The organism is Enterobacter sp. 50588862 (genome assembly GCF_001462935.1).
GTDB lineage: Bacteria > Pseudomonadota > Gammaproteobacteria > Enterobacterales > Enterobacteriaceae > Enterobacter > Enterobacter bugandensis.
The window spans coordinates 111,400-132,658 of sequence record NZ_LNHM01000036.1 but is presented as its reverse complement, the minus strand read 5'-3'; the positions used below and the strand labels follow the sequence as shown (position 1 = coordinate 132,658).

At 57.6% G+C, this 21,259-nt stretch carries 20 protein-coding genes; 6 read left to right on the top strand and 14 right to left on the bottom strand.

The genetic code is table 11. The features are described from left to right. Window position 1: 1 nt before the first annotated feature. Genes creC through creA form a run of 3 tightly spaced genes read right to left on the bottom strand, consistent with a single transcriptional unit; the run spans window position 2 to window position 2,600 of the window. Window positions 2-1,426, bottom strand: a complete 1,425-nt coding sequence (creC, locus tag APT89_RS18885) for a two-component system sensor histidine kinase CreC (protein WP_041911279.1) — start codon at window positions 1,424-1,426, stop codon at window positions 2-4. Further along, the gene (gene creB / locus APT89_RS18880) at window positions 1,426-2,115 is read right to left on the bottom strand and encodes a two-component system response regulator CreB (RefSeq protein WP_060573295.1); all 690 of its coding nucleotides are present in this window, start codon (window positions 2,113-2,115) and stop codon (window positions 1,426-1,428) included. Before creB ends, creC begins: the two co-directional genes overlap by 1 nt. A 14-nt stretch (window positions 2,116-2,129) precedes the next feature. Beyond that, window positions 2,130-2,600: a protein CreA gene (gene creA / locus APT89_RS18875; protein WP_014882476.1), complete on the bottom strand. Its 471-nt coding sequence runs from the start codon at window positions 2,598-2,600 to the stop codon at window positions 2,130-2,132. A 211-nt stretch (window positions 2,601-2,811) separates the two neighbouring features. On the opposite strand from creA, the gene robA reads away from it, so the two are divergent. Continuing rightward, the gene (gene robA, locus APT89_RS18870; RefSeq protein ID WP_028015450.1) at window positions 2,812-3,681 is read left to right on the top strand and encodes an MDR efflux pump AcrAB transcriptional activator RobA; all 870 of its coding nucleotides are present in this window, start codon (window positions 2,812-2,814) and stop codon (window positions 3,679-3,681) included. On the opposite strand, the gene gpmB is transcribed toward robA, so the two are convergent. Further along, window positions 3,678-4,325: a 2,3-diphosphoglycerate-dependent phosphoglycerate mutase GpmB gene (gene gpmB, locus APT89_RS18865; RefSeq protein ID WP_008502057.1), complete on the bottom strand. Its 648-nt coding sequence runs from the start codon at window positions 4,323-4,325 to the stop codon at window positions 3,678-3,680. The two genes, robA and gpmB, sit on opposite strands and share 4 nt — an antisense overlap. Before the next feature lie 50 nt (window positions 4,326-4,375). On the opposite strand from gpmB, the gene yjjX reads away from it, so the two are divergent. Beyond that, window positions 4,376-4,891: an inosine/xanthosine triphosphatase gene (gene yjjX, locus APT89_RS18860; protein WP_041911281.1), complete on the top strand. Its 516-nt coding sequence runs from the start codon at window positions 4,376-4,378 to the stop codon at window positions 4,889-4,891. Here the strand turns inward: yjjX and trpR are convergent. Both trpR and sltY read right to left on the bottom strand, forming a co-directional pair. Continuing rightward, entirely contained in the window at window positions 4,882-5,211 is a 330-nt protein-coding gene (trpR, locus tag APT89_RS18855) for a trp operon repressor (RefSeq protein WP_041911282.1), read from the bottom strand. The two genes, yjjX and trpR, sit on opposite strands and share 10 nt — an antisense overlap. A gap of 55 nt (window positions 5,212-5,266) precedes the next feature. Beyond that, the gene (gene sltY, locus APT89_RS18850) at window positions 5,267-7,204 is read right to left on the bottom strand and encodes a murein transglycosylase (RefSeq protein ID WP_041911283.1); all 1,938 of its coding nucleotides are present in this window, start codon (window positions 7,202-7,204) and stop codon (window positions 5,267-5,269) included. 227 nt (window positions 7,205-7,431) lie between these two features. Here sltY and ettA point away from each other — a divergent pair, with 227 nt between their 5' ends. Next, window positions 7,432-9,099: an energy-dependent translational throttle protein EttA gene (ettA, locus tag APT89_RS18845; RefSeq protein WP_032654944.1), complete on the top strand. Its 1,668-nt coding sequence runs from the start codon at window positions 7,432-7,434 to the stop codon at window positions 9,097-9,099. A 92-nt stretch (window positions 9,100-9,191) separates the two neighbouring features. On the opposite strand, the gene APT89_RS18840 is transcribed toward ettA, so the two are convergent. Further along, on the bottom strand, window positions 9,192-10,091 hold the full coding sequence (locus APT89_RS18840; protein WP_060573293.1) for a LysR family transcriptional regulator: 900 nt from the start codon (window positions 10,089-10,091) through the stop codon (window positions 9,192-9,194). A gap of 108 nt (window positions 10,092-10,199) precedes the next feature. Between APT89_RS18840 and APT89_RS18835 the strand changes: the two genes are divergently transcribed. After that, on the top strand, window positions 10,200-11,201 hold the full coding sequence (locus APT89_RS18835) for a zinc-binding alcohol dehydrogenase family protein (protein WP_049137695.1): 1,002 nt from the start codon (window positions 10,200-10,202) through the stop codon (window positions 11,199-11,201). 40 nt (window positions 11,202-11,241) lie between these two features. Here the strand turns inward: APT89_RS18835 and nadR are convergent, their stop codons facing one another. The 3 genes from nadR to serB are packed head-to-tail and all read right to left on the bottom strand — an operon-like array spanning window position 11,242 to window position 14,875. Next, window positions 11,242-12,474: a multifunctional transcriptional regulator/nicotinamide-nucleotide adenylyltransferase/ribosylnicotinamide kinase NadR gene (nadR, locus tag APT89_RS18830; RefSeq protein ID WP_003856522.1), complete on the bottom strand. Its 1,233-nt coding sequence runs from the start codon at window positions 12,472-12,474 to the stop codon at window positions 11,242-11,244. Between the two features lie 35 nt (window positions 12,475-12,509). Then, a complete protein-coding gene (gene radA, locus APT89_RS18825) occupies window positions 12,510-13,895 on the bottom strand; it encodes a DNA repair protein RadA (protein ID WP_003856523.1) in 1,386 nt (461 codons plus the stop codon). Window positions 13,896-13,906: 11 nt separating this feature from the next. Beyond that, window positions 13,907-14,875: a phosphoserine phosphatase gene (gene serB, locus APT89_RS18820; RefSeq protein ID WP_028015444.1), complete on the bottom strand. Its 969-nt coding sequence runs from the start codon at window positions 14,873-14,875 to the stop codon at window positions 13,907-13,909. Between the two features lie 117 nt (window positions 14,876-14,992). Here serB and APT89_RS18815 point away from each other — a divergent pair, with 117 nt between their 5' ends. Both APT89_RS18815 and lplA read left to right on the top strand, forming a co-directional pair. After that, window positions 14,993-15,637, top strand: a complete 645-nt coding sequence (locus APT89_RS18815; protein ID WP_060573291.1) for a YtjB family periplasmic protein — start codon at window positions 14,993-14,995, stop codon at window positions 15,635-15,637. 39 nt (window positions 15,638-15,676) lie between these two features. Further along, window positions 15,677-16,693 carry a lipoate--protein ligase LplA gene (gene lplA, locus APT89_RS18810; protein WP_045631119.1) on the top strand — a complete coding sequence of 339 codons (1,017 nt, stop codon included), beginning with the start codon at window positions 15,677-15,679 and terminating at the stop codon, window positions 16,691-16,693. Window positions 16,694-16,754: 61 nt separating this feature from the next. Here the strand turns inward: lplA and deoD are convergent, their stop codons facing one another. The 4 genes from deoD to deoC all read right to left on the bottom strand — a co-directional run bounded on the left by deoD (window position 16,755) and on the right by deoC (window position 21,082). Further along, entirely contained in the window at window positions 16,755-17,474 is a 720-nt protein-coding gene (deoD, locus tag APT89_RS18805) for a purine-nucleoside phosphorylase (RefSeq protein ID WP_003856538.1), read from the bottom strand. A 125-nt stretch (window positions 17,475-17,599) separates the two neighbouring features. After that, window positions 17,600-18,823, bottom strand: coding sequence for a phosphopentomutase (deoB, locus tag APT89_RS18800; RefSeq protein WP_028015441.1), 1,224 nt, complete (start codon window positions 18,821-18,823; stop codon window positions 17,600-17,602). Between the two features lie 53 nt (window positions 18,824-18,876). Next, window positions 18,877-20,199, bottom strand: coding sequence for a thymidine phosphorylase (deoA, locus tag APT89_RS18795; protein ID WP_041911290.1), 1,323 nt, complete (start codon window positions 20,197-20,199; stop codon window positions 18,877-18,879). Window positions 20,200-20,302: 103 nt separating this feature from the next. After that, a complete protein-coding gene (gene deoC / locus APT89_RS18790) occupies window positions 20,303-21,082 on the bottom strand; it encodes a deoxyribose-phosphate aldolase (RefSeq protein WP_032644972.1) in 780 nt (259 codons plus the stop codon). Window positions 21,083-21,259 lie beyond the last annotated feature (177 nt).

Below are 21,259 nucleotides of genomic sequence, written 5' to 3'. Positions count from 1 at the left end.
GTTATGTGAAGGGACGGTGAAGTGTCAGCGTGGCTATCACGCCACCTTCATCACGATTACGCAATGTAATCTCTCCGTGGTGCAGACGCGCCACCTCCTGAACAAACGCCAGCCCGAGTCCGCTACTTTTCAACCCGTTCTCGCGCGGCAGGGAATAAAAGCGCTCAAAAATACGCTCCAGCGCATAATCCGGGATCCCGCTTCCGCTGTCGGTGACGATCAGCCGTATCTGCCCCTGCTCTTCCTGGGCCGCCAGTTCAATGGCACCGCCCTGTGGGGTAAAATCGATAGCATTATCCAGTAAATTACCGAGCGCCTGTTCGAGCAGGTCGGGATCGCCTTCAACAAGAAGCGAAGCGGGCTGGAGGGTCAGCGCAATCTTTTTTGCCGCCAATAGCGCCGAACGCGCGTCGGCAAGCCGTGTAAACAGCAGGTCGACGCGGACGGCCTGGGGCGTAATCTCGACCCGATTTTCAAGCCGCGCCTGAGTCAGCAGTTTTTCAACCAGCGACTGCATACGCGCGTTTTGCACCAGAATATTATCGATAAACCGCGCGGCCACCTGCGGCGGCGGCTGCTCGGTGAGAATTTCTGCCGCGCCGCGTATGGCGGCTATTGGGCTTTTCAGCTCGTGGGTCAGCGCATGGACATAATGTTCAATGTAGTTTTTCCCCTCAAGGCGAATACGCATATTTTCCAGCGCCTGAGCCAGCTTGTGCAGTTCGCTACTGCCTGGATTAGGCAGCGGGAGAGGCGTATCAGTGGTCACCGAGTCGGCATAGCGCGATAACGTACTGATGGAACGATTGATCCACCAGGCGACGAGAAAACCGATCAGTAAAGCAATGCCAAGCAGCGCCCCGCCAGCCCACAGAATCCGCCTCTCGCTGCGTTGGATAACCGGCGCCATCGCACTGTTAGGTTTCCCGACCGACAGCACGCCGATAATCTTGCCCTGCTCCACAACCGGTGCGGCAACATACATCACCGTGCTCTCCGGATCGTCGGGATGGCTCTGGGTACTGCGCGCGCCGTATTGGCCGCGAAGCGTCAGCCAGACATCGTTCCAGCGAGAGTAATCTTGCCCCACGGCCAGGCCGGCAGAATCAAACACGACGCGGCCCTGCGCATCGGTCATGTAGACGTGATACTCGTTGCGCACCTTATGAATGCCGCCGATATTGGCGCGGAAAGGCCGCTGATGGAGCTGTAAAAAGGCCTGCGCCAGTCTGCCCTGCTGCGCATTGCCCGAAAGAAGATCCTCACGCCCAACTTCGGCGAGCAAGGTCGCGGTATCGATCAACGTGCCCTCGGTTGCCCTGCGCACGCCGGGCTTCACTTCCTGAACAAAGATCGACAGCACAAACCATGCGGCGATGGCGACGATCAGGAAGTACCCCAGCAGCAAACGCATTCCGATGCGCATTAATAAAGCCCCAGGCTATAGCCCATACCGCGATGGGTGCTGATGGGTGACAGTTCCTCATTCACTGCCCGCAGCTTGGCGCGCAGGGTCTTGATGTGAGTGTCCACGGTACGATCGTAACTGTCACCGTCTTCGCCCCACACCTTGTCCATTAACTGTTGCCGAGAGAAAACCCGTCCCGGAGCCTGTAGTAACGTTTTAAGCAGCAAAAACTCATAGCGCGTGAGCGGTAATGCTTCACCGCACCAGCTAATTCGGGCGGCAGCTTCGTTCAACTCAAACTGTCCGATACGCACCGTCTCCGCTGGCGCGACGGATTTTTGCATCCGCCGTAAAATGGTCCTTACCCGGGCGCACACCTCACGCGGGGAGAAAGGCTTGGCGACGTAGTCGTCTGCGCCCATTTCCAGGCCGAGGAGTTTATCCACTTCGTCACTGCGTGCCGTCAGAAACAGCACGGGCAGTGACGGATGCTGCGCCAGAAGCTGGCGGCAGAGCTCAAAGCCGCTGATGTCCGGCAGCCCGACGTCAAGAATGGCGAGCGCCGGAGCCTGCTGGCGCGCCGCCTCCAGCACCGGTAAACCGCGCTCAAACGCTTTTACTGCAAATCCTTCCTGCTGAAGCATGTAGATAAGCGTATCGGCGATACTGGTTTCGTCTTCAACCAGCCAGACTACAGGTCGTTGCATGGTTCATCCCTGAATTAATGCCACGGCATAATCGGCACCGCACTAATGGCGTTTTTCGGTGACCCTTCCACCACTTTATCGGAATACGCCAGGTAGGCCAGGGTGTTGCGTTTTGCATCATAGAAACGAACCACCTGCAGCTTTTTAAACACCAGTGAGGTCCGTTTCTGGAACACCACATCGCCCTGCGCTTTGCCGTTTTTGATTTTATCGCTCAGCTCAACCGGTCCCACCTGCTGACAGGAGATTGCCGCATCGGAAGTGTCTTCCGCCAGCCCCAGGCCGCCTTTAATACCGCCCGTCTTCGCGCGGCTGACGTAGCAGGTGACGTTTTTCACGTCCGGATCGTCAAACGCCTCCACCACAATTTTGTGGTCCGGACCGAACATTTTGAACACGGTATCGACAGAACCAATCTGTTCCGCCTGCGCCGCACGGCCCGCTACCAGCAACAGGGCAGTAAGAAGCAAAGTCTTGTATTTCATATTGTTACCATTCTTTAAAATTGCATTGAGCGATTATTCAACACGTTAGTCAAAAATGTAGCAAGATCACAGGATTAGAATATATTCACCCAAAATGAGAGAGAAAAGGCATTAATGCGCAAAAAAAACACTGAATGCTAAAACATCAAAAAATGCTATTATCCGCTAACCTGTTATCAGGCACCTGCTGTTTTAAGGATGAGGATAGTATATGGATCAGGCTGGAATTATTCGCGACCTGCTCACCTGGCTGGAAGGTCATCTCGACCAGCCTTTGTCACTGGATAATGTGGCGGCTAAAGCGGGCTATTCCAAGTGGCATCTGCAAAGGATGTTCAAGGATGTCACCGGTCATGCTATCGGTGCCTATATTCGCGCACGTCGTTTATCGAAATCTGCGGTGGCTTTGCGCCTGACCGCGCGGCCAATTCTGGATATTGCCCTGCAGTACCGTTTTGATTCGCAGCAGACCTTCACCCGCGCCTTTAAAAAACAGTTCTCGTTGACGCCAGCGCTCTATCGCCGCTCGCCTGACTGGAGCTCGTTTGGTATGCGTCCGCCGCTGCGTCTGGGCGAGTTCGCGATGCCGAAATACGAAATGGTCACTCTGCCGGAAACCCATCTGATCGGTACAACCCAGAGCTACTCGTGCTCTCTGGAGCAGATTTCTGAGTTCCGCCATCAGATGCGCGTCCAGTTCTGGCGCGATTTCCTGAGCCATGCGCCGGCCATTCCGCCGATCCTGTATGGCCTCAACGAAACGCACCCAAGCCAGGAAAAAGACGACGAGCAGGAGGTGTTTTACACCACCGCGCTGACGCCGGAGCTGGCGAATGGCTACATTCAGGGTTCGAAGCCGGTCGTGCTGGAAGGCGGCGAGTACGTGATGTTCTCGTATGAAGGACTGGGTACGGGCGTCCAGGAGTTTATCCTGACCGTTTACGGAACGTGCATGCCAATGCTGAATCTGAATCGCCGTAAAGGTCAGGATATCGAGCGCTACTACCCGGCGCAGGATGCCAAACCGGAAGAAGGCCCAATCAATCTGCGTATGGAATTCTTGATTCCTGTCCGTCGTTAACGCTGCAGTTCATCAAGCGCAGGGGCATCGAGATGCGAAATGTCCCCTGCCATCTCCACGACCCAGCCCGACGCCAGCCACGCGCTTTCCTGATAATCAATCCGGGAAATGGAGCAGTTACGCAGGCGTAACCGACGCTCAGCGTAAGCCGGTAACCCCAGAATGGTGCTCACCAGGCAGCCGAGCGCGATACCGTGACTCACCAGCAGCGGACGGCTGCCTGCCGGAAGCTTGAGGCATTCCGCCAGCGCGGCATGCATACGCACGCTCAGCTCCTGCATGGATTCCCCTTCAGGAATACGACCATCTTCGGTACCGTTCACCAGCGTGCGGCGCCAGCCCTCTTCCGTTTCCGTCAGCGTATCAATATGGCGCTTTTCCAGCACGCCCATATCCAGCTCGCGCAGGCGCGGCTCAAGCATCACATCGCAGCCGCAGGCGTCGGCAATGATGCGCGCCGTCTGCTGTGTGCGACCTAAATCGCTGGTAATAACGTGGGTAATGCCCAGCGTTCTGGCGCGTTCCGCCACCTGCCACGCTTGCTGCACACCCTTCTCGGTGAGCGGACTGTCTGACTGGCCTTGAATACGTCGCTCGGCGTTCCACTGCGTTTCACCGTGGCGAACAAGGTATACCTGTAACATGCTTTTTTTCCGTTATACTGCGATGAGTTTTTTTTGAATCGAGCTTAATTATGCACCATGTTGTCTCTGCTACCACCAATCCTGCCAAAATTCAGGCAATTCTAAAGGCTTTTGAAGAGATTTTCGGCGAAGGATCCTGCCATATTGAGGCCATCGGCGTCGAGAGTGGCGTACCTGAACAGCCGTTTGGCAGCGAGGAAACGCGCGCTGGCGCACGAAATCGCGTGGCAAATGCAAAAGCCGCGGCCCCGAAGGCTGACTTCTGGGTCGCCATTGAAGCAGGCATCGACGAAGGCGCAACCTTTAGCTGGGTGGTGATTGAAAGCCGTGAGCAGCGCGGCGAAGCGCGCTCAGCCACCCTGCCGCTGCCGGAGATCATTCTGGAAAAAGTCCGTGCAGGTGAAGCGCTCGGGCCGGTGATGTCACAGTACACCGGCATTGATGAGATTGGGCGTAAAGAAGGGGCGATTGGCGTCTTTACGGCGGGTAAGCTCACGCGTTCAGGGGTTTACCATCAGGCGGTGATCCTGGCGCTGAGCCCGTTTCATAACGCCATTTATCGTTGATCGCTCAATAAGACTGACTCGAGCCAATGGCGCAGCTCAACCGGCGCAGACTTCAGGCTGTTCGATCCACGGGTGATCGTCGCGATGCCCGCGCCCAGCTCGTTTTTCAGCTCGCGCTGGCTCATCTCACCGCGCAATAGCTCTTCAATAATCCGCACGCGCGTGCCCAGCGCCTCACGCTCGTCCGGCGTAAGCATCAGCTGCATGAGGGGTAGGTGCAAATCCTGCTCGTAAGACTGGCGAAGCAGCTCCACAAAACGAAGCCACTCCTGGTGACGCTGTTCGGCCATTGCCGAGGAATACGGGGAATGCTGGGTCATGTTATGCTGCCTCTTGTACTCTTTAGCGAGTACAGCATAACACAACCCATGCCGATCAGTAACGTCTCTGCCACTCGGCATCGCTCATCAGGGTATCTTTCTGCCCCATGAAGTAGCGATAGTAGGCGTCATAGGCCAGCACGTTCTTCACGTAGCCGCGCGTTTCCGAGAACGGAATGCTCTCCACGAACGCCACTGCGTCAATGCGTCCTGCACTGTTGCCAAGCCAGGTGCGCACGCGGCCCGGACCGGCGTTATACGCCGCCGACGCGAAGATGCGGTTATTGCCAAACTGCTGATAGACATACTGCAAATAGCTGGTGCCGATGTTGATGTTGGTATCCGGATCGAGAAGCTGTGACGGGCTGCTGTAACCTGGAATGTTGAACATCTTCACCGTATGCGTCGCCGTCCCCGGCATAATTTGCATCAGCCCGCTGGCACCCACCGGTGAACGAACTTTCGGGTTCCATGCGCTCTCCTGACGGGCAATCGCCATGGCGTAGCTTTGCGGGATATCTTTGCCGCTGGTGTAGCGGTCAAACAGATCTTTATACGCCAGCGGGAAACGCTCTTCGAGATGGTCCCACAGCTTGCCTGAAATTGTCGCCTGCACGCTCAGATCCCACCAGCGATTATCAAACGCATAGCGGGCAAGCTGCGCTTTTTCATCCGTGGTGCGGCTGGTCACCAGGTTGGCCCACTCGCTGCGCGCGGTGTTATCCATGTTCCAGTACATCAGCTCGCGCACGCGCGCCATCTCTGGCCCCTGCGTCAGAGCGGGGTTCGCGTTAGCGGGCGCTTTGTCTATCCTGAGCGTGTACTCCTCGCCCAGCCGTTGCGCCGCCGCCATCGGGTAGAACCCGCGCTGCTGCATCAGCGAGTGAAGAATCTCTTTGGCTTCGTCTTCACGACCGCGCTCCATCAGCAGATCCGCCTGCCAGTAGCGCCATTCGTCTTTCTCTTTGGCTTCCATTGGCAAACGCGCGAGCCAGGTGTTGAGGCCACGGCGGTCGCCGGTGCCCAGCGCCATGCGCACGCGGCGCTCGACAAGCGAGGTCGAGTTTGAGCGCATGATCGCATCGTCACGCCAGCGCGCCTGTTCGTCGGTCACGTCCGTGCCCATCAGTCGCCAGGCCACGATGTCGCGCAGCTCCTGGGTTTGATCTTCATTCAGCTGCTGCGCCTGTACCAGCTGCGGGATCATCAGCCGCGCGTTTTCGACATCGTCACGCGCCACGCTGGCAAAAGCCACCGCCGCCATCTGGCGGGTAAAATCGGTCGAGCCCGTGCTGCGGGCAAAGGTCAGGACGCTGTTCGGATCGTTTGCCAGCGCGATAACCGCCGAGGAGATCGTCTGGTAATCGGACGGCATCTGCCCTGCCAGCGCGGTTACCAGACGCGTGTTGCCGGCTTTCATCGCCAGGCGGATGCGCTCAAGGTAGGCCAGCGGATCCTGCTTGCCGGAAGCGCGCCATGCGCCGAACAGGGAATCACAGGCGTTCGGCTGGCTTTTGCCGGTCAGCCACAGATCTTTCGCCCCGGCCCAGGCATCTTCCTGCTGCCCGGTCGCCCATTTCGCATAGTAGTAATTACACTGCGCTTCGGTGGTATTCGGCTTGTCAGGGCTAAACGCCAGCAGGCCTCGCCAGTCTTCACGCCGCGCCAGCTCATTCACAAAACGAGACTGGAGATTTCGGGCAGGCGGCAGGGTCGGGTTCGCCTGAATGAAATTATTCACGGTGACGGTCGGCTGGTTCATCAGATCGTCGGTAATCTGGCGATACTCCAGATACGGATACAGCGGATAATCCTTCAGCGTCGGCATCAGCGCCTGCACGGTATCCATCTGCTTGTTGTCCCACGCCTGTTTAATCTGGGCATAGCGGTTACGTTGTTCATCCAGTGAATCGGCATGCACCGCCTGGCTTACCGCCATTACGCATACGCTGGCAGCCAGCAGACGCCAGACCACCCGTTTGGCTTTTTCCACAAGCTCTTCCTCATTGTTTTTTCGTCAATTGCAGCGTCTTGCCACGTCAAAGTCACAACAACTTATGCTAACCAGGCATCCAGCAACGCGCCACGTCATGGACACTTTTTTACCTTTCTTGCGCGTTTTAACACTCCCGACGTTCCTGGCTGGGATTAGAGCGTGAAAAAGGCTACACTTCGAGGCTGAAATTCCTTCTCATTTACGATAAAAGAGGCGAAGTCCACGTGGCTCAATTCGTTTATACCATGCATCGTGTCGGCAAAGTTGTCCCGCCGAAACGTCATATTCTTAAAAATATCTCGCTGAGCTTCTTCCCGGGCGCAAAAATTGGTGTGCTGGGTCTCAACGGTGCCGGTAAGTCCACCCTGCTGCGCATCATGGCCGGCATCGATACAGACATCGAAGGTGAAGCCCGTCCGCAGCCAGGCATCAAGATCGGCTACCTGCCGCAGGAACCTCAACTGAACCCGGAACACACCGTACGTGAATCCGTTGAAGAAGCGGTATCCGAAGTGGTTAACGCGCTGAAAGGTCTGGATGAAGTGTATGCCAAATACGCCGAGCCGGATGCGGACTTCGACAAACTGGCCGCTCAGCAGGGCAAATATGAAGAGATCATCCAGGCGCACGACGGTCACAACCTGAACGTGCAACTGGAGCGCGCGGCGGATGCCCTGCGTCTGCCGGACTGGGATGCGAAAATCGCGAATCTCTCCGGTGGTGAACGCCGCCGCGTGGCGCTGTGCCGCCTGCTGCTGGAAAAACCAGACATGCTGCTGCTCGACGAACCGACCAACCACCTGGATGCGGAATCCGTGGCGTGGCTGGAGCGCTTCCTGCACGACTTCGAAGGCACCGTTGTAGCAATTACCCACGACCGTTACTTCCTCGACAACGTCGCCGGCTGGATCCTGGAGCTGGACCGCGGTGAAGGTATTCCGTGGGAAGGCAACTACTCCTCCTGGCTGGAGCAGAAAGATCAGCGTCTGGCGCAGGAAGCGTCTCAGGAAGCGGCCCGTCGCAAGTCTATCGAGAAAGAGCTGGAGTGGGTTCGTCAGGGCGCGAAAGGCCGTCAGTCTAAGGGCAAAGCCCGTCTGGCACGCTTTGAAGAGCTGAACAACACCGAATACCAGAAACGTAACGAAACCAACGAACTGTTTATTCCGCCTGGAGCACGTCTGGGGGATAAAGTGGTTGAAGTGACCAACCTGCGTAAGTCCTACGGTGACCGCGTGCTGATCGACGATCTGACCTTCTCCGTACCGAAAGGCGCTATCGTTGGCATCATCGGTCCGAACGGCGCGGGTAAATCGACCCTGTTCCGTATGATGTCCGGTCAGGAACAGCCAGACAGCGGCTCAATCACCCTGGGTGAAACCGTGAAGCTGGCCTCCGTAGACCAGTTCCGTGACGCGATGGATAACAGCAAAACCGTGTGGGAAGAAGTCTCCGGCGGTCTGGATATCATGCGTATCGGCAACACCGAGATGCCAAGCCGCGCCTACGTTGGCCGCTTTAACTTTAAGGGCACCGACCAGGGCAAACGCGTGGGCGAGCTGTCAGGCGGTGAGCGCGGACGTCTGCACCTGGCGAAGCTGCTGCAGGTGGGCGGTAACGTTCTGTTGCTCGATGAACCGACCAACGACCTGGATATCGAAACCCTGCGCGCACTGGAAAACGCCCTGCTGGAGTTCCCGGGCTGTGCAATGGTTATCTCGCACGACCGCTGGTTCCTCGACCGTATCGCGACCCACATTCTGGACTACCAGGATGAAGGTAAAGTGGAGTTCTTCGAAGGTAACTTCACCGAATACGAAGAGTACAAGAAACGCACGCTGGGCGCCGACGCGCTGGAGCCGAAGCGTATTAAGTATAAGCGTATTTCTAAGTAAGTGCCCAAAAGCCGGGTGGCGCTCACGCTTACCCGGCCTACGGTTCTGCGCTGTTTGTAGGCCGGGTAAGGCGAAGCCGCCACCCGGCTTTTTTATTTGCCCACGTAATACCGCTTCACCTCATCAAACTGCATCGCAAACTCGATATAGCTCATCAGCGCGGGCGAATTCAGCTTCCGGCTCGGATAGGCCAGCCAGAGATCGTTACCTTCAACGCGCCATTCCGGCAGCACCTGAACCAATGTCCCCTTTTCGATCTTATCTTCCAGCAGAAATGCGGGTAGCAGCGTGATCCCCGCCCCGGCAATCGCGCATTCGCGGGCGTACACCAGATTATCGGTCATGTGGCCGTTGTCCGGCAGGTAGCGGTAATCCTCGCTCTCGCTTCGCAGCAGCCACTCCGACCACGCCCGGTGCGTAATACAGCGGTGCTCCACCAGCTGTCGGGGATGGATTAACGGCTCCCGGCGTGCCAGGTAGTCCGGCGAGGCCAGCATGTAGCGCGGGCAGTGCCCGATCATTCTGCCTATCAGAGAGGAGTCCTGCGGCTTGCCGGTGCGCAGCGCCACGTCAAAACCGGACTCGACCATGTCCACCACGTCGTCAGAGATCGATACATCGAGCGACACGTCAGGATAGCGAAGCTGAAACTCGGCATTCATATGCGCCAGCAGGGTCGCGCCAATCCCCGCCGGGCAGGTAATACGCAGCCGGCCGCTGGGGTTTTCACGCAGGCGCTGAATGGCATACTCCGCCCGCTCGCTGGCCGCCAGCATCTCCCGACAGTGCACCAGATAGTGCTCTCCCGCGAACGTCAGGCTGATCCTGCGCGTCGTGCGATTCAGCAGACGGATCCCCACCTGCTGCTCCAGCTGGCTGATTCGCTGGCTGACGCTGGATTTCGGCAGTTCGGCTTTCTGCGCCGCCGCGGTAAAACTGCCCATCTCCGCCACCAGCGCAAACAGCGCCATATCCTGAAGCTGTTTAAACATGATTGTTCACCCTGTACGAACGCTGAGTTCATGATTGTCCATCTTATCATGCGGCTGGCCACTTAATAGACTAGCCTCAACAAAACGCATTCCATTGAGGAGCACACCATGTCAGTGAAAGCCATTGCCGTTAACCCAGAAAATCCGTCCACCTTCATTGAAATCACACCGCCAATGCCGACGCCTGGCGAACACGATCTGCTGGTAGAGGTGAAAGCAGTATCGATTAACCCGGTTGATACCAAAGTGCATGCAGGCATCGCCAAAAATGGGCTGAACGAGCCGCGAATTCTGGGGTGGGATGCCAGCGGGGTCGTCAAAGCCGCTGGAGCTGGCGTCACCGGCTTCAAACCAGGTGATGAGGTGTGGTACGCGGGCGACATCACCCGCCCGGGCAGCAATACCACTCATCAGCTGATAGATGCGCGCATTGTCGGCCACAAACCTGCCAGCCTCGGCTGGGCGGCAGCCGCTGCGCTACCCTTAACTGCGCTCACCGCGTGGGAAGGTCTGTTTGAACGGCTGAATATTCAGGACGCCGAAGCGGACAAAACCCTGCTGATCATCGGCGGCGCGGGCGGCGTGGGATCGCTGGCGATCCCGTTTGCGAAGCACAACAGCAAGGTGAAGATTATCGCAACCGCTTCACGAGAAGATTCCGCCCAATGGTGCCGCGATCGCGGTGCTGACGTAGTGGTCAACTACCGCGATCTAAAAGGCGAGCTGGCGAAGCAGGGACTTACCTTCGTGGATTATATTTTCATCCTCAACGACACCGACGGGCATTGGGATGCGGTCAGTGAACTGATTGCGCCGCAGGGGCATATTTGTTCCATCGTTGAGAATGAACATCCGCTGAACCAGGACAAGCTGAAGTCCAAATCCGCCGCCCTGCACTGGGAGTTTATGTACACCCGCAGCATGTACAAGACGGCTGATATGGCGCGTCAGGGTGAGATCTTAAATGAGGTGGCGAAGCTGGTGGATAACGGCGTGGTGGAAAGCTCGCTCAGCGAAACGCTGCACGGGCTGAGCGTAGAAAGCATTACCGAAGCGCACCGTAAGGTGCTGGAGGGGCATATGCGCGGGAAGGTGGTGGTTGAGTTCTGAGGTATTCCCCCCTCACCCCAAAAGGGCGAGGGGGAAGTTATTACCCCTGCTCCCCCATCATCTCCTTCACCAGCTCGACGCAGCGCAGGAAGCGGGTGTCATAATCCGACTCTTCCACATGCACAAACTCAACGTTGTTCTCGTTGAGCATCTCCACCAGCATGGTCTGGAACTCGCGCCTGTCCACCGAGCTGCCCAGGCTGCGCATGCCGTCGGCCACCCACGGGGTGTTGTTTTCCAGCAGGATCACCAGGTCAAAGCGGTATTCGTCAATCAGCGCCTGCACGAACGGGTGCTCGCGCCCCTCGTACTTTTTACAGAACGCCTGCGTGGTGACGAAATCGGTATCAATAAACGCCACTTTGTTAGCGTATTTCACCGCGAAATCAATGTACTGGGCGTGCCCGAGCGCGATTTTATCGTAGTCGGAATACTGCAGTGCCATCTCGTCGCCGCCGAGGTGAGAGAAGACGTAATCGCGTCCATACTCCCACGCGCTGGTGGTGTTGAAGATGTTCGCCAGCTTGTTGACCAGCGTTGATTTACCGCTCGACTCGCCGCCCAGAATAGCCACCGTACGCACGAAGAACGGCTTCACTTCGGTCGGAATATAATCCCAGTAGCGGAACGGGTTCTCGCGGATCTGCGCCCCGCTGATGTTCATAAAGGTGCGTTTCGGGTCGATCAGCACCGTCTCGATGCCCAGATGCTCGCGGAACTGCGGCGCGTCGGACTCTTCAGAGGTGTAGATCCAGTTAGGTGCAATGCCCTTCTCTTCCATAAACGCTTTGATGCCGTTGCTCCACACGTCCCAGCCGTGCGGGTACGGCTCCATGCCCTCTTCGTTAAAGGCATGAATGCGAATGTTTTTCTGGTACTTAAAGGTCTGAAGCAGCCAGCGCAGACGGTCAGGCACGGTGGGCTGCTGCGACATGGCGCTGTCTTCAAAGAGCTGGCGATCGCGCGTTTCGTCGTAGCCCATGATGATGTGCAGCTCGTCCACCTGGCTACAGGCGCGCTGGATCAGATAGATATGCCCGGTATGCAGCGGATAAAACTTGCCGAACACCACGCCGATGTTCTTTTGCATTCGCGGGAACTCCAGCCCCAGAAAGCGGTGCAGCGCTTCAAGCTTCTGCGCGCTGGGGCTTTTGATTTTGGCGTTCAGCAACTGGCTCAGGTAGCCTTTGGTCATGCCGCTGGCGTCCGCCACCTGCTGCAGCGTGCAGCCCTTCTGGCGGATCGCGGTCTTGATGTAGTCAAATGATGACATAAATTACGGTGCCTCCTGCAAAATCGAATACGTAATTATAAGTCGTCAAAGACATTTAACGCATCTGCGAGTTTCTTAACGCCAAAGACCTGCATCCCTTCCGGGATTTTTTTCGGTACGTTGGCGGCGGGAACGATCGCCCGACGGAAGCCGTGTTTTGCCGCTTCGGAGATACGCTCCTGTCCGCTCGGCACTGGACGGATTTCCCCGGCCAGACCCACTTCACCGAAGACGACCAGATCCTGCGGCAGCGGTCTGTCGCGCAGGCTGGAGACCATCGCCAGCAGCAACGCCAGGTCTGCGCTGGTCTCAGTGACTTTCACCCCGCCAACCACGTTGACGAACACATCCTGATCCGCCATCTGCAGGCCGCCGTGCCGGTGCAGCACCGCCAGCAGGATCGCCAGGCGGTTCTGCTCCAGACCGACCGCCACGCGTCGCGGGTTACCCATCATCGAGTGATCCACCAGCGCCTGAATTTCAACCAACAGCGGGCGCGTCCCTTCCCACAGCACCATTACCGAACTGCCGGAGGTGATCTCATCGCCGCGGCTCAGGAAGATGGCCGACGGGTTGCTGACCTCGCGCAGCCCCTGCTCGGTCATGGCAAACACGCCCAGCTCATTCACCGCGCCAAAGCGGTTCTTGTGGCTGCGCAGGGTGCGGAAGCGGGAATCCGCGTCGCCGTCGAGCATCACCGAGCAGTCGATACAGTGTTCGAGCACCTTCGGACCCGCCAGAGAGCCATCTTTGGTAACGTGGCCGACCATCACAATCGCCACGCCGCGCGTTTTGGCAAAGCGCGTCAGGTAAGCGGCGGTCTCACGCACCTGCGCCACGCTGCCCGGCGAGGACTGAATGTCCGCCATGTGCATTACCTGGATGGAGTCGATCACCATCAGCTTCGGCTGCTCTTCTTCGGCGATCATGCAGATCTGCTCGATGCTGGTTTCCGACAGCATGTTCAGGTTACCGGTCGGCAGGCCGAGACGGTGCGCGCGCATCGCCACCTGCTGGAGGGATTCTTCACCCGTCACGTACAGGGTTTTCATCTGTTCGGCGAGCTTGCAGAGCGTTTGCAGCAGCAGGGTCGATTTCCCCGCCCCCGGGTTACCGCCGATCAGAATCGCGCTGCCCGGCACCACGCCGCCGCCGAGCACGCGGTCAAACTCTTTGAAGCCGGTGGAAAAGCGCGGCAGCGCTTCCAGGCTGATATCAGAAAGCTTTTGCACCTTCGACACGCCTGCATTGCCCGCATAGCCGCTCAGGCGCTCATTGCGGGCCACGCTCGGCGAAGCCGCCACACCACGCACTTCGGTGATGGTGTTCCAGGCATGACAGGCGCTGCATTGCCCCTGCCAGCGCGGATAATCCGCACCACATTCATTACAGACAAATGCGCGTTTTGGAGCTTTCGCCACGGTTTACCTCATTATTTCTGATTAAGGCTGCCGGAGAGAATGCAGAACACCCCCATCAGGTCAGCGTGACGGATAGTGACTTCCGTCTTTTCATTCACTTTTGGTTTGGCATGGTAGGCAATGCCAAGGCCAGCCACTTTGATCATTGGCAGATCGTTCGCGCCGTCGCCAATGCCGACGGTCTGCTCGACCGGAATCTCATACTTTTCCGCCAGGCGCGTCAGGGTATTGGCTTTGTACTGGGCATCCACGATATCGCCGATCACCTGGCCGGTCAGCTTGCCGTCCATGATTTCCAGCTCGTTAGCGACCACCGTGGTCAGATGCAGTTTCTCGCGTAGATAATCCGCAAAGAAGGTAAAGCCACCGGAGGCGATCGCCACTTTCCAGCCGAGGGACTGGAGCTTCAGCACCAGCTGCGTCAGCCCCGGCATCAGCGGCAGCACGTCGCGCACCTGGCGCAGGATGTTAGCATCGGCCCCTTTCAGGGTCGCCACGCGCTGGCGCAGGCTGGCGGTGAAGTCCAGCTCGCCGCGCATCGCACGCTCGGTGACTTCCGCCACCAGCTCGCCGCTGCCTGCCAGTTTAGCAATCTCGTCAATACATTCGATCTGAATAGCGGTGGAGTCCATGTCCATCACCAGCAGACCCGGCGTTTTCAGGTGCGGAATTTTGCCGAGAGGCGCTACGTCCAGCCCGGCGTCATGCGCCAGACGCGTGGCGCGCTGCGTCAGGGAACCCGCGAGGCGAATGACCTGGTAATCTTCCACGCACCAGGCGGCAACAATGACCATCGCCGCGCCCAGTTTGGTTTGATACTGGGTCAGGCGTTGCTTATCCAGACCGCGTCCATAGAGGAGCCAGCCGCTACGGCCAGCGTGGTAATCCAGAGGCATCACCTCATCGCCACTTAACGAGAGCGGCAATCCTGGCCATAAAGAGACATCCGTTGGCAGGTCACACCAGGTAATGTTCGGCATTAAAGCTCCTGTAATTTTGTTCGCGCCGGAAGGTTCCAGAGGGAAAATAACGCATGAGGCTACCCTGTAACCATCACTTCTGGCAACATTAAGCCCTAAATTTTCAGCAGGTGGAATATGGCTCGCGCAAAACTGAAATTCCGGCTTCATCGCGCCGTGATTGTCCTGATCTGTCTCGCACTGTTAGTCGTATTGATGCAAGGGGCATCGTGGTTTAGCCAGAATCACCAGCGGCAGCGCAACCCGCAGTTTGAAGAGCTGGCCCGTACCCTGGCGCGTCAGGTGACGCTCAACGTTGCGCCCCTGATGCGCAATGAAACGCCGGACGATAAGCGGATAGGCCAGGTCTTGCGTCAGCTCACGGAAAACAGCCGCATTCTGGATGCGGGCGTGTACGATGAAAAAGGCGACCTGATTGCCCGCGCCGGTGAGCACGTCGACGTGCGCGACAGGCTGGCGCTGGACGGCAAAAAAGCCGGAGGCTATTTCAACCAGCAGATTGTCGAACCCGTTCAGGGCAAGAATGGTCCGCTGGGCTATCTGCGCCTGACGCTCGACACCCACACCCTGCCGACCGAAGCCAAACAGGTCGATAACACCACCAATATTTTGCGCCTGATGCTGCTGCTCTCGCTGGCCATTGGCGTTGTGCTGGCGCGTACCCTGCTTCAGGGCAAGCGTACCCGCTGGCAGCAGTCACCGTTCCTGCTGACCGCAAGCAAGTCGGTTCCCGAAGACGAAGAGAGCGAGAAGAAGGAATAGTGATAAAGTAGGCGAAAGATATGGAAAAGGAACTCTGCCATGACGACGTTACGCCTGCTTATCTCTGACTCTCACGATCCCTGGTTTAATCTCGCGGTTGAAGAGTGCATCTTCCGCCAGATGCCCGCCACCCAGCGCGTCCTGTTTCTCTGGCGTAACGCCGATACGGTGGTCATCGGCCGCGCGCAAAACCCGTGGAAAGAGTGCAACACCCGGCGTATGGAAGAGGACAACGTCCGTCTCGCACGCAGGAGCAGCGGCGGCGGCGCGGTGTTTCACGATCTGGGCAATACCTGCTTTACCTTTATGGCGGGAAAACCGGAATACGACAAAACTATCTCTACGTCTATTGTGCTCAACGCGCTCAATGCGCTCGGCGTGACGGCTGAAGCGTCCGGGCGTAACGATCTGGTGGTGAAAACCCCCGAGGGCGACCGGAAGGTCTCCGGCTCCGCCTACCGCGAAACGATGGATCGCGGGTTCCACCACGGCACCCTGCTGCTGAACGCCGACCTGAGCCGTCTGGCGAACTACCTTAATCCTGATAAGAAAAAGCTCCAGGCTAAGGGCATTACCTCTGTGCGCGGACGCGTGGCGAATCTGGTGGAGCTGCTGCCGGGGATTACGCACGAGCAGATTTGCGACGCGATCCGTGAAGCGTTCTTTGAACATTACGGCGAGCGCGTGGATGCGGAAGTGATTTCGCCGGATAAGACCCCGGATCTGCCCAACTTCGCCGAAACCTTTGCACGCCAGAGCAGCTGGGAATGGAACTTCGGCCAGGCCCCGGCGTTTTCACACCTGCTGGACGAACGTTTTACCTGGGGCGGCGTGGAGCTGCACTTTGACGTGGAGAAAGGCCACATTACCCGTACGCAGGTGTTTACGGACAGCCTCAACCCGGCACCGCTGGAAGCGCTGGCGGCCCGCTTGCAGGGCTGTTTGTATCGGGCGGATATGCTGCAGCAGGAGTGCGACGCGCTGACAGGGGATTTTCCGGAGCAGGAAAAAGAGCTGCGGGAGCTGTCGGCGTGGATTGCACAGGCCGTGCGCTAAGTGCGGTTTGGTGCCCTCACCCCGGCCCTCTCCCACAGGGAGAGGGAGGGAAGAGACAGAATTACTCTTTATCGCCCAGCAGAACGGATTCCAGCGCAATTTTGATCATGTCATTGAAGGTGGTCTGACGCTCGGCTGCGGTGGTCTGCTCGTGGGTACGGATGTGGTCAGACACGGTGCAGATGGTCAGCGCTTTCGCACCAAACTCAGCCGCCACGCCGTAGATACCCGCCGCTTCCATTTCCACGCCCAGGATGCCGTATTTTTCCATCACGTCGAACATGTCGCCTTCTGGCGAGTAGAACAGATCGGCAGAGAACAGGTTGCCCACGCGTGCGTCAACGCCCAGCGCTTTTGCCGCGTCAACCGCGTTACGCACCATGTCAAAGTCAGCGATTGCCGCAAAGTCATGATCCTTAAAGCGGATGCGGTTAACTTTAGAGTCGGTACATGCGCCCATGCCGATCACCACGTCACGCAGCTTAACGTCCATACGCACCGCGCCGCAGGAGCCTACGCGGATGATTTTCTTCACGCCGAAATCGGTGATCAGCTCTTTGGTGTAGATGGAGCAGGACGGGATACCCATGCCGTGGCCCATAACGGAGATTTTGCGGCCTTTATAGGTACCGGTGAAGCCCAGCATGCCGCGAACGTTGTTCACTTCACGCACGTCTTCGAGGAAGGTTTCTGCAATGTGCTTCGCGCGCAGCGGGTCGCCCGGCATCAATACGACGTCAGCGAAATCACCCATTTCTGCATTAATGTGAGGAGTTGCCATCTTCAGTTCCTTTTACATTGTTGTTTTTGCCGGGTGGCGGCTACGCCTTACCCGGCCTACATTCTGTTCTCCCTCTCCCTGTGGGAGAGGGCCGGGGTGAGGGCATCAGGCCGCACCCAATCCGTTTAGAACATGGCCTTGCCATATTCCATGTCAGACGTACCAAAGTATTTCGCAATGGTCTGGCCGATGTCCGCGAAGGTTTCACGGTGACCGAGCGAGCCCGGCTTCACTTTCGGGCCGTACACCAGTACCGGAATATGCTCACGGGTGTGGTCGGTACCGGTCCAGGTTGGATCACAGCCGTGGTCTGCGGTCAGGATCAGAATGTCATCTTCCCCCACCAGCTCCATCAGCTCCGGCAGACGGCGGTCAAACAGCTCCAGGCCCGCAGCATAACCGGCTACATCGCGACGGTGGCCCCAGGAGGAGTCGAAGTCCACGAAGTTGGTGAAGACAATGGTCTTATCGCCAGCTTCTTTCATCTCTTTGATAGTGGCATCGAACAGCGCATCCAGACCGGTCGCTTTCACTTTTTTGGTGATACCGCAGTTGGCGTAGATATCCGCTATTTTGCCCACGGACACCACGTGACCGCCCTTCTCGTCAACCAGCTTCTGCAGCACGGTTGGCGCCGGTGGCTCAACGGCCAGGTCATGACGGTTACCGGTACGCTGGAAGTTACCCGCTTTGTCGCCGATAAACGGACGTGCGATAACGCGGCCAATGTTGTAGCCGCCTTCGGTCAGCTCTTCACGGGCGATTTCGCACAGTTCGTAGAGTTTATCCAGGCCAAACGTCTCTTCGTGGCAGGCAATCTGGAACACGGAGTCAGCAGAGGTGTAGAAAATCGGCTTGCCGGTTTTCATGTGCTCTTCGCCGAGCTGATCCAGAATCACGGTGCCGGAAGAGTGGCAGTTACCGAGGTAGCCCGGCAGGTTGGCACGCTTCACCAGCTTATCGAGCAGCTCCTGCGGGAAGCTGTTCTCGTGATCGGAGAAGTAGCCCCAGTCGAACAGCACCGGCACGCCGGCGATTTCCCAGTGACCGGACGGGGTATCTTTCCCGGAAGAGAGCTCGTGCGCCCAGGCGTAGGCACCCACCACTTCCGCGTTGCCATCCATACCGGCTGCGATTTTACCGGTAGAGCCTTCATGTGCTTTTACCAGCCCGAGGCGGGTCAGGTTAGGTAGAGTCAGAGGGCCTTTACGACCGTTGTCCGCTTCGCCTTTTGCACAGGCTTCCGCGATGTGACCCATGGTATCGGAACCCACGTCACCAAAACGTTCTGCATCTTCGGTTGCGCCGATGCCGAATGAGTCCAGCACCATAATAAATGCACGTTTCATAATTGTTCTCCGTACTTAGTGCTTCATAAAAATGCGATCAGATCAGTATACCGCTATTCAGTGATACGACGATAGACCGTCGGTGTGGTTTCCGGTGCTTTATCGTCAAGAGATATTGCCGCTTTCACCGCTTTCGCCGCGTCCTGCCAGCTGGCTTCGTCTTTCGCGTGGATCACCGCCAGCGGACGTTGGCCGTCGACGCTGTCGCCCAGACGGGCCATATCGGTAAAGCCGACGCTGTAATCAATGGTGTCCGATGCCTGACGACGACCGCCACCCATAGATACAACAGCCATGCCAAGCGCGCGGGTGTCCATGGCGGAGACAAAACCTTCGCCATCCGCATAAACAGCTTTGCTGAGCATCGCGGTCGGCAGGTATTTCGCGTAGTTTTCGACGAAATCGGTCGGGCCTTTCTGCGCCGCCACCATGCGGCCAAAGATCTCCGCCGCTTTGCCGTTGTCCAGCACCGCCTGAAGCTTCGCGCGGGCTTCCGCGTCGTCTTTGGCCAGCTTGCCGGAGATGAGCATCTCAACGCACAGCGCCATGGTGACATCGAACAGGCGCGGGTTACGGTATTCACCTGTGAGGAACTGCACGGCTTCGCGGACTTCAACCGCGTTACCGGCGCTGGAGGCCAGCACCTGGTTCATGTCGGTCAGCAGCGCGGTGGTGCGCACGCCCGCGCCGTTGGAGACGCCAACGATCGCTTCGGCAAGCTGAGCAGAGAGTTCATAGGTCGGCATAAACGCGCCGCTGCCCACCTTCACGTCCATCACCAGCGCGTCCAGCCCTTCCGCCAGTTTTTTGGCGAGGATAGAGGCGGTGATCAGCGGGATGGAGTCTACGGTGGCGGTAATATCACGCGTCGCGTAAAAACGCTTGTCTGCCGGAGCAAGAGAGCTGGTCTGGCCGATAATCGCCACGCCAACGTCTTTAATAATATCGCGGAAGCGATTGTCATCCGGGAAGATATCGAAGCCCGGAATGGCTTCCAGTTTGTCGAGCGTACCGCCGGTGTGGCCCAGGCCGCGCCCGGAGATCATGGGAACATAACCGCCGCAGGCTGCCACCATAGGGCCGAGCATCAGCGAAGTCACATCACCCACGCCGCCGGTGGAGTGTTTGTCCACAATCGGGCCGTTGAGGTTGAGGCTTTTCCAGTCCAGAACGGTTCCTGAATCTCGCATCGCCATGGTCAGCGACACGCGCTCAGGCATCGACATATCGTGGAAGAAAATGGTCATCGCCAGGGCAGCAATCTGCCCTTCTGAGACGGTGTTGTCACGAATGCCGTTGATGAAGAAGCGAATTTCTTCGTCGCTTAAAGCAAGACCATCACGTTTTTTACGAATAATTTCTTGTGCGAGAAACACGGTAACCCCCATGCGGAATCGGGTGAATGGCGGCGGGTACGCTTACCCGCCCTGCGATCCTGTAGGCCGGATAAGCGAAGCGTCATCCGGCATTGTCTGGCAATCAGTAGCTGCTTGCGCTCTTACCGTCGCCGTGACCCAGCGCCTTCAGCAGGCTTGCCAGCAGGCTGGACGCGCCGAAGCGGTAGTGGCGGGAGTCAGCCCACTCAGCGCCAAACAGTTCGTCGGCAATCGCCAGGAACTGCTGCGCGTCTTCCGCGGTACGTACGCCGCCCGCAGGTTTGAAGCCCACGGTTTTGGATACGCCCATATCGCGGATAACTTCCATCATGATGCGCGCGCTTTCCGGCGTGGCGTTGACCGGCACCTTACCGGTAGAGGTTTTAATGAAATCTGCGCCAGCTTTGATGGAGATTTCTGACGCCTTACGAATCAGCGCCTCTTCTTTCAGCTCGCCGGTTTCGATGATCACTTTGAGCAGCACGTTTGCCGCCGCACACGCGTCTTTACAGGCTTTCACCAGGTCAAAACCGACCTGCTCGTTGCCGGCAATCAGCGCGCGGTACGGGAACACCACGTCAACTTCGTCTGCACCGTAGGCAATTGCCGCGCGGGTTTCCGCCAGCGCAATCTCAATGTCGTCATTGCCGTGCGGGAAGTTAGTCACGGTTGCAATGCGCACGTCCGGCGTGCCCTGCTCTTTCAGCGTTTTGCGGGCAATCGGGATAAAGCGCGGGTAGATACAGACGGCGGCGGTGTTACCCACTGGCGTTTTTGCCTGATGGCACAGGGCGATGACTTTTTCATTGGTGTCGTCATCGTTCAGGGTGGTCAGGTCCATCAGCTTCAACGCGCGCAGGCTGCTTGCAGTTAAATCGGTCATAACATTCTCCAACGGCAGTGCCGTATAAATTTTACCTTGCGGGTCTGTGAGTATTCTAACATTCACCCGCATCCACACTTCGACATTCATCACAGTTAATGAAAACTGCGTACAAATTTGCATTACTGTAATGAGATCTTCTTCAAACTTTAGCGTGCAAGTTGCTGACTAAAGCAG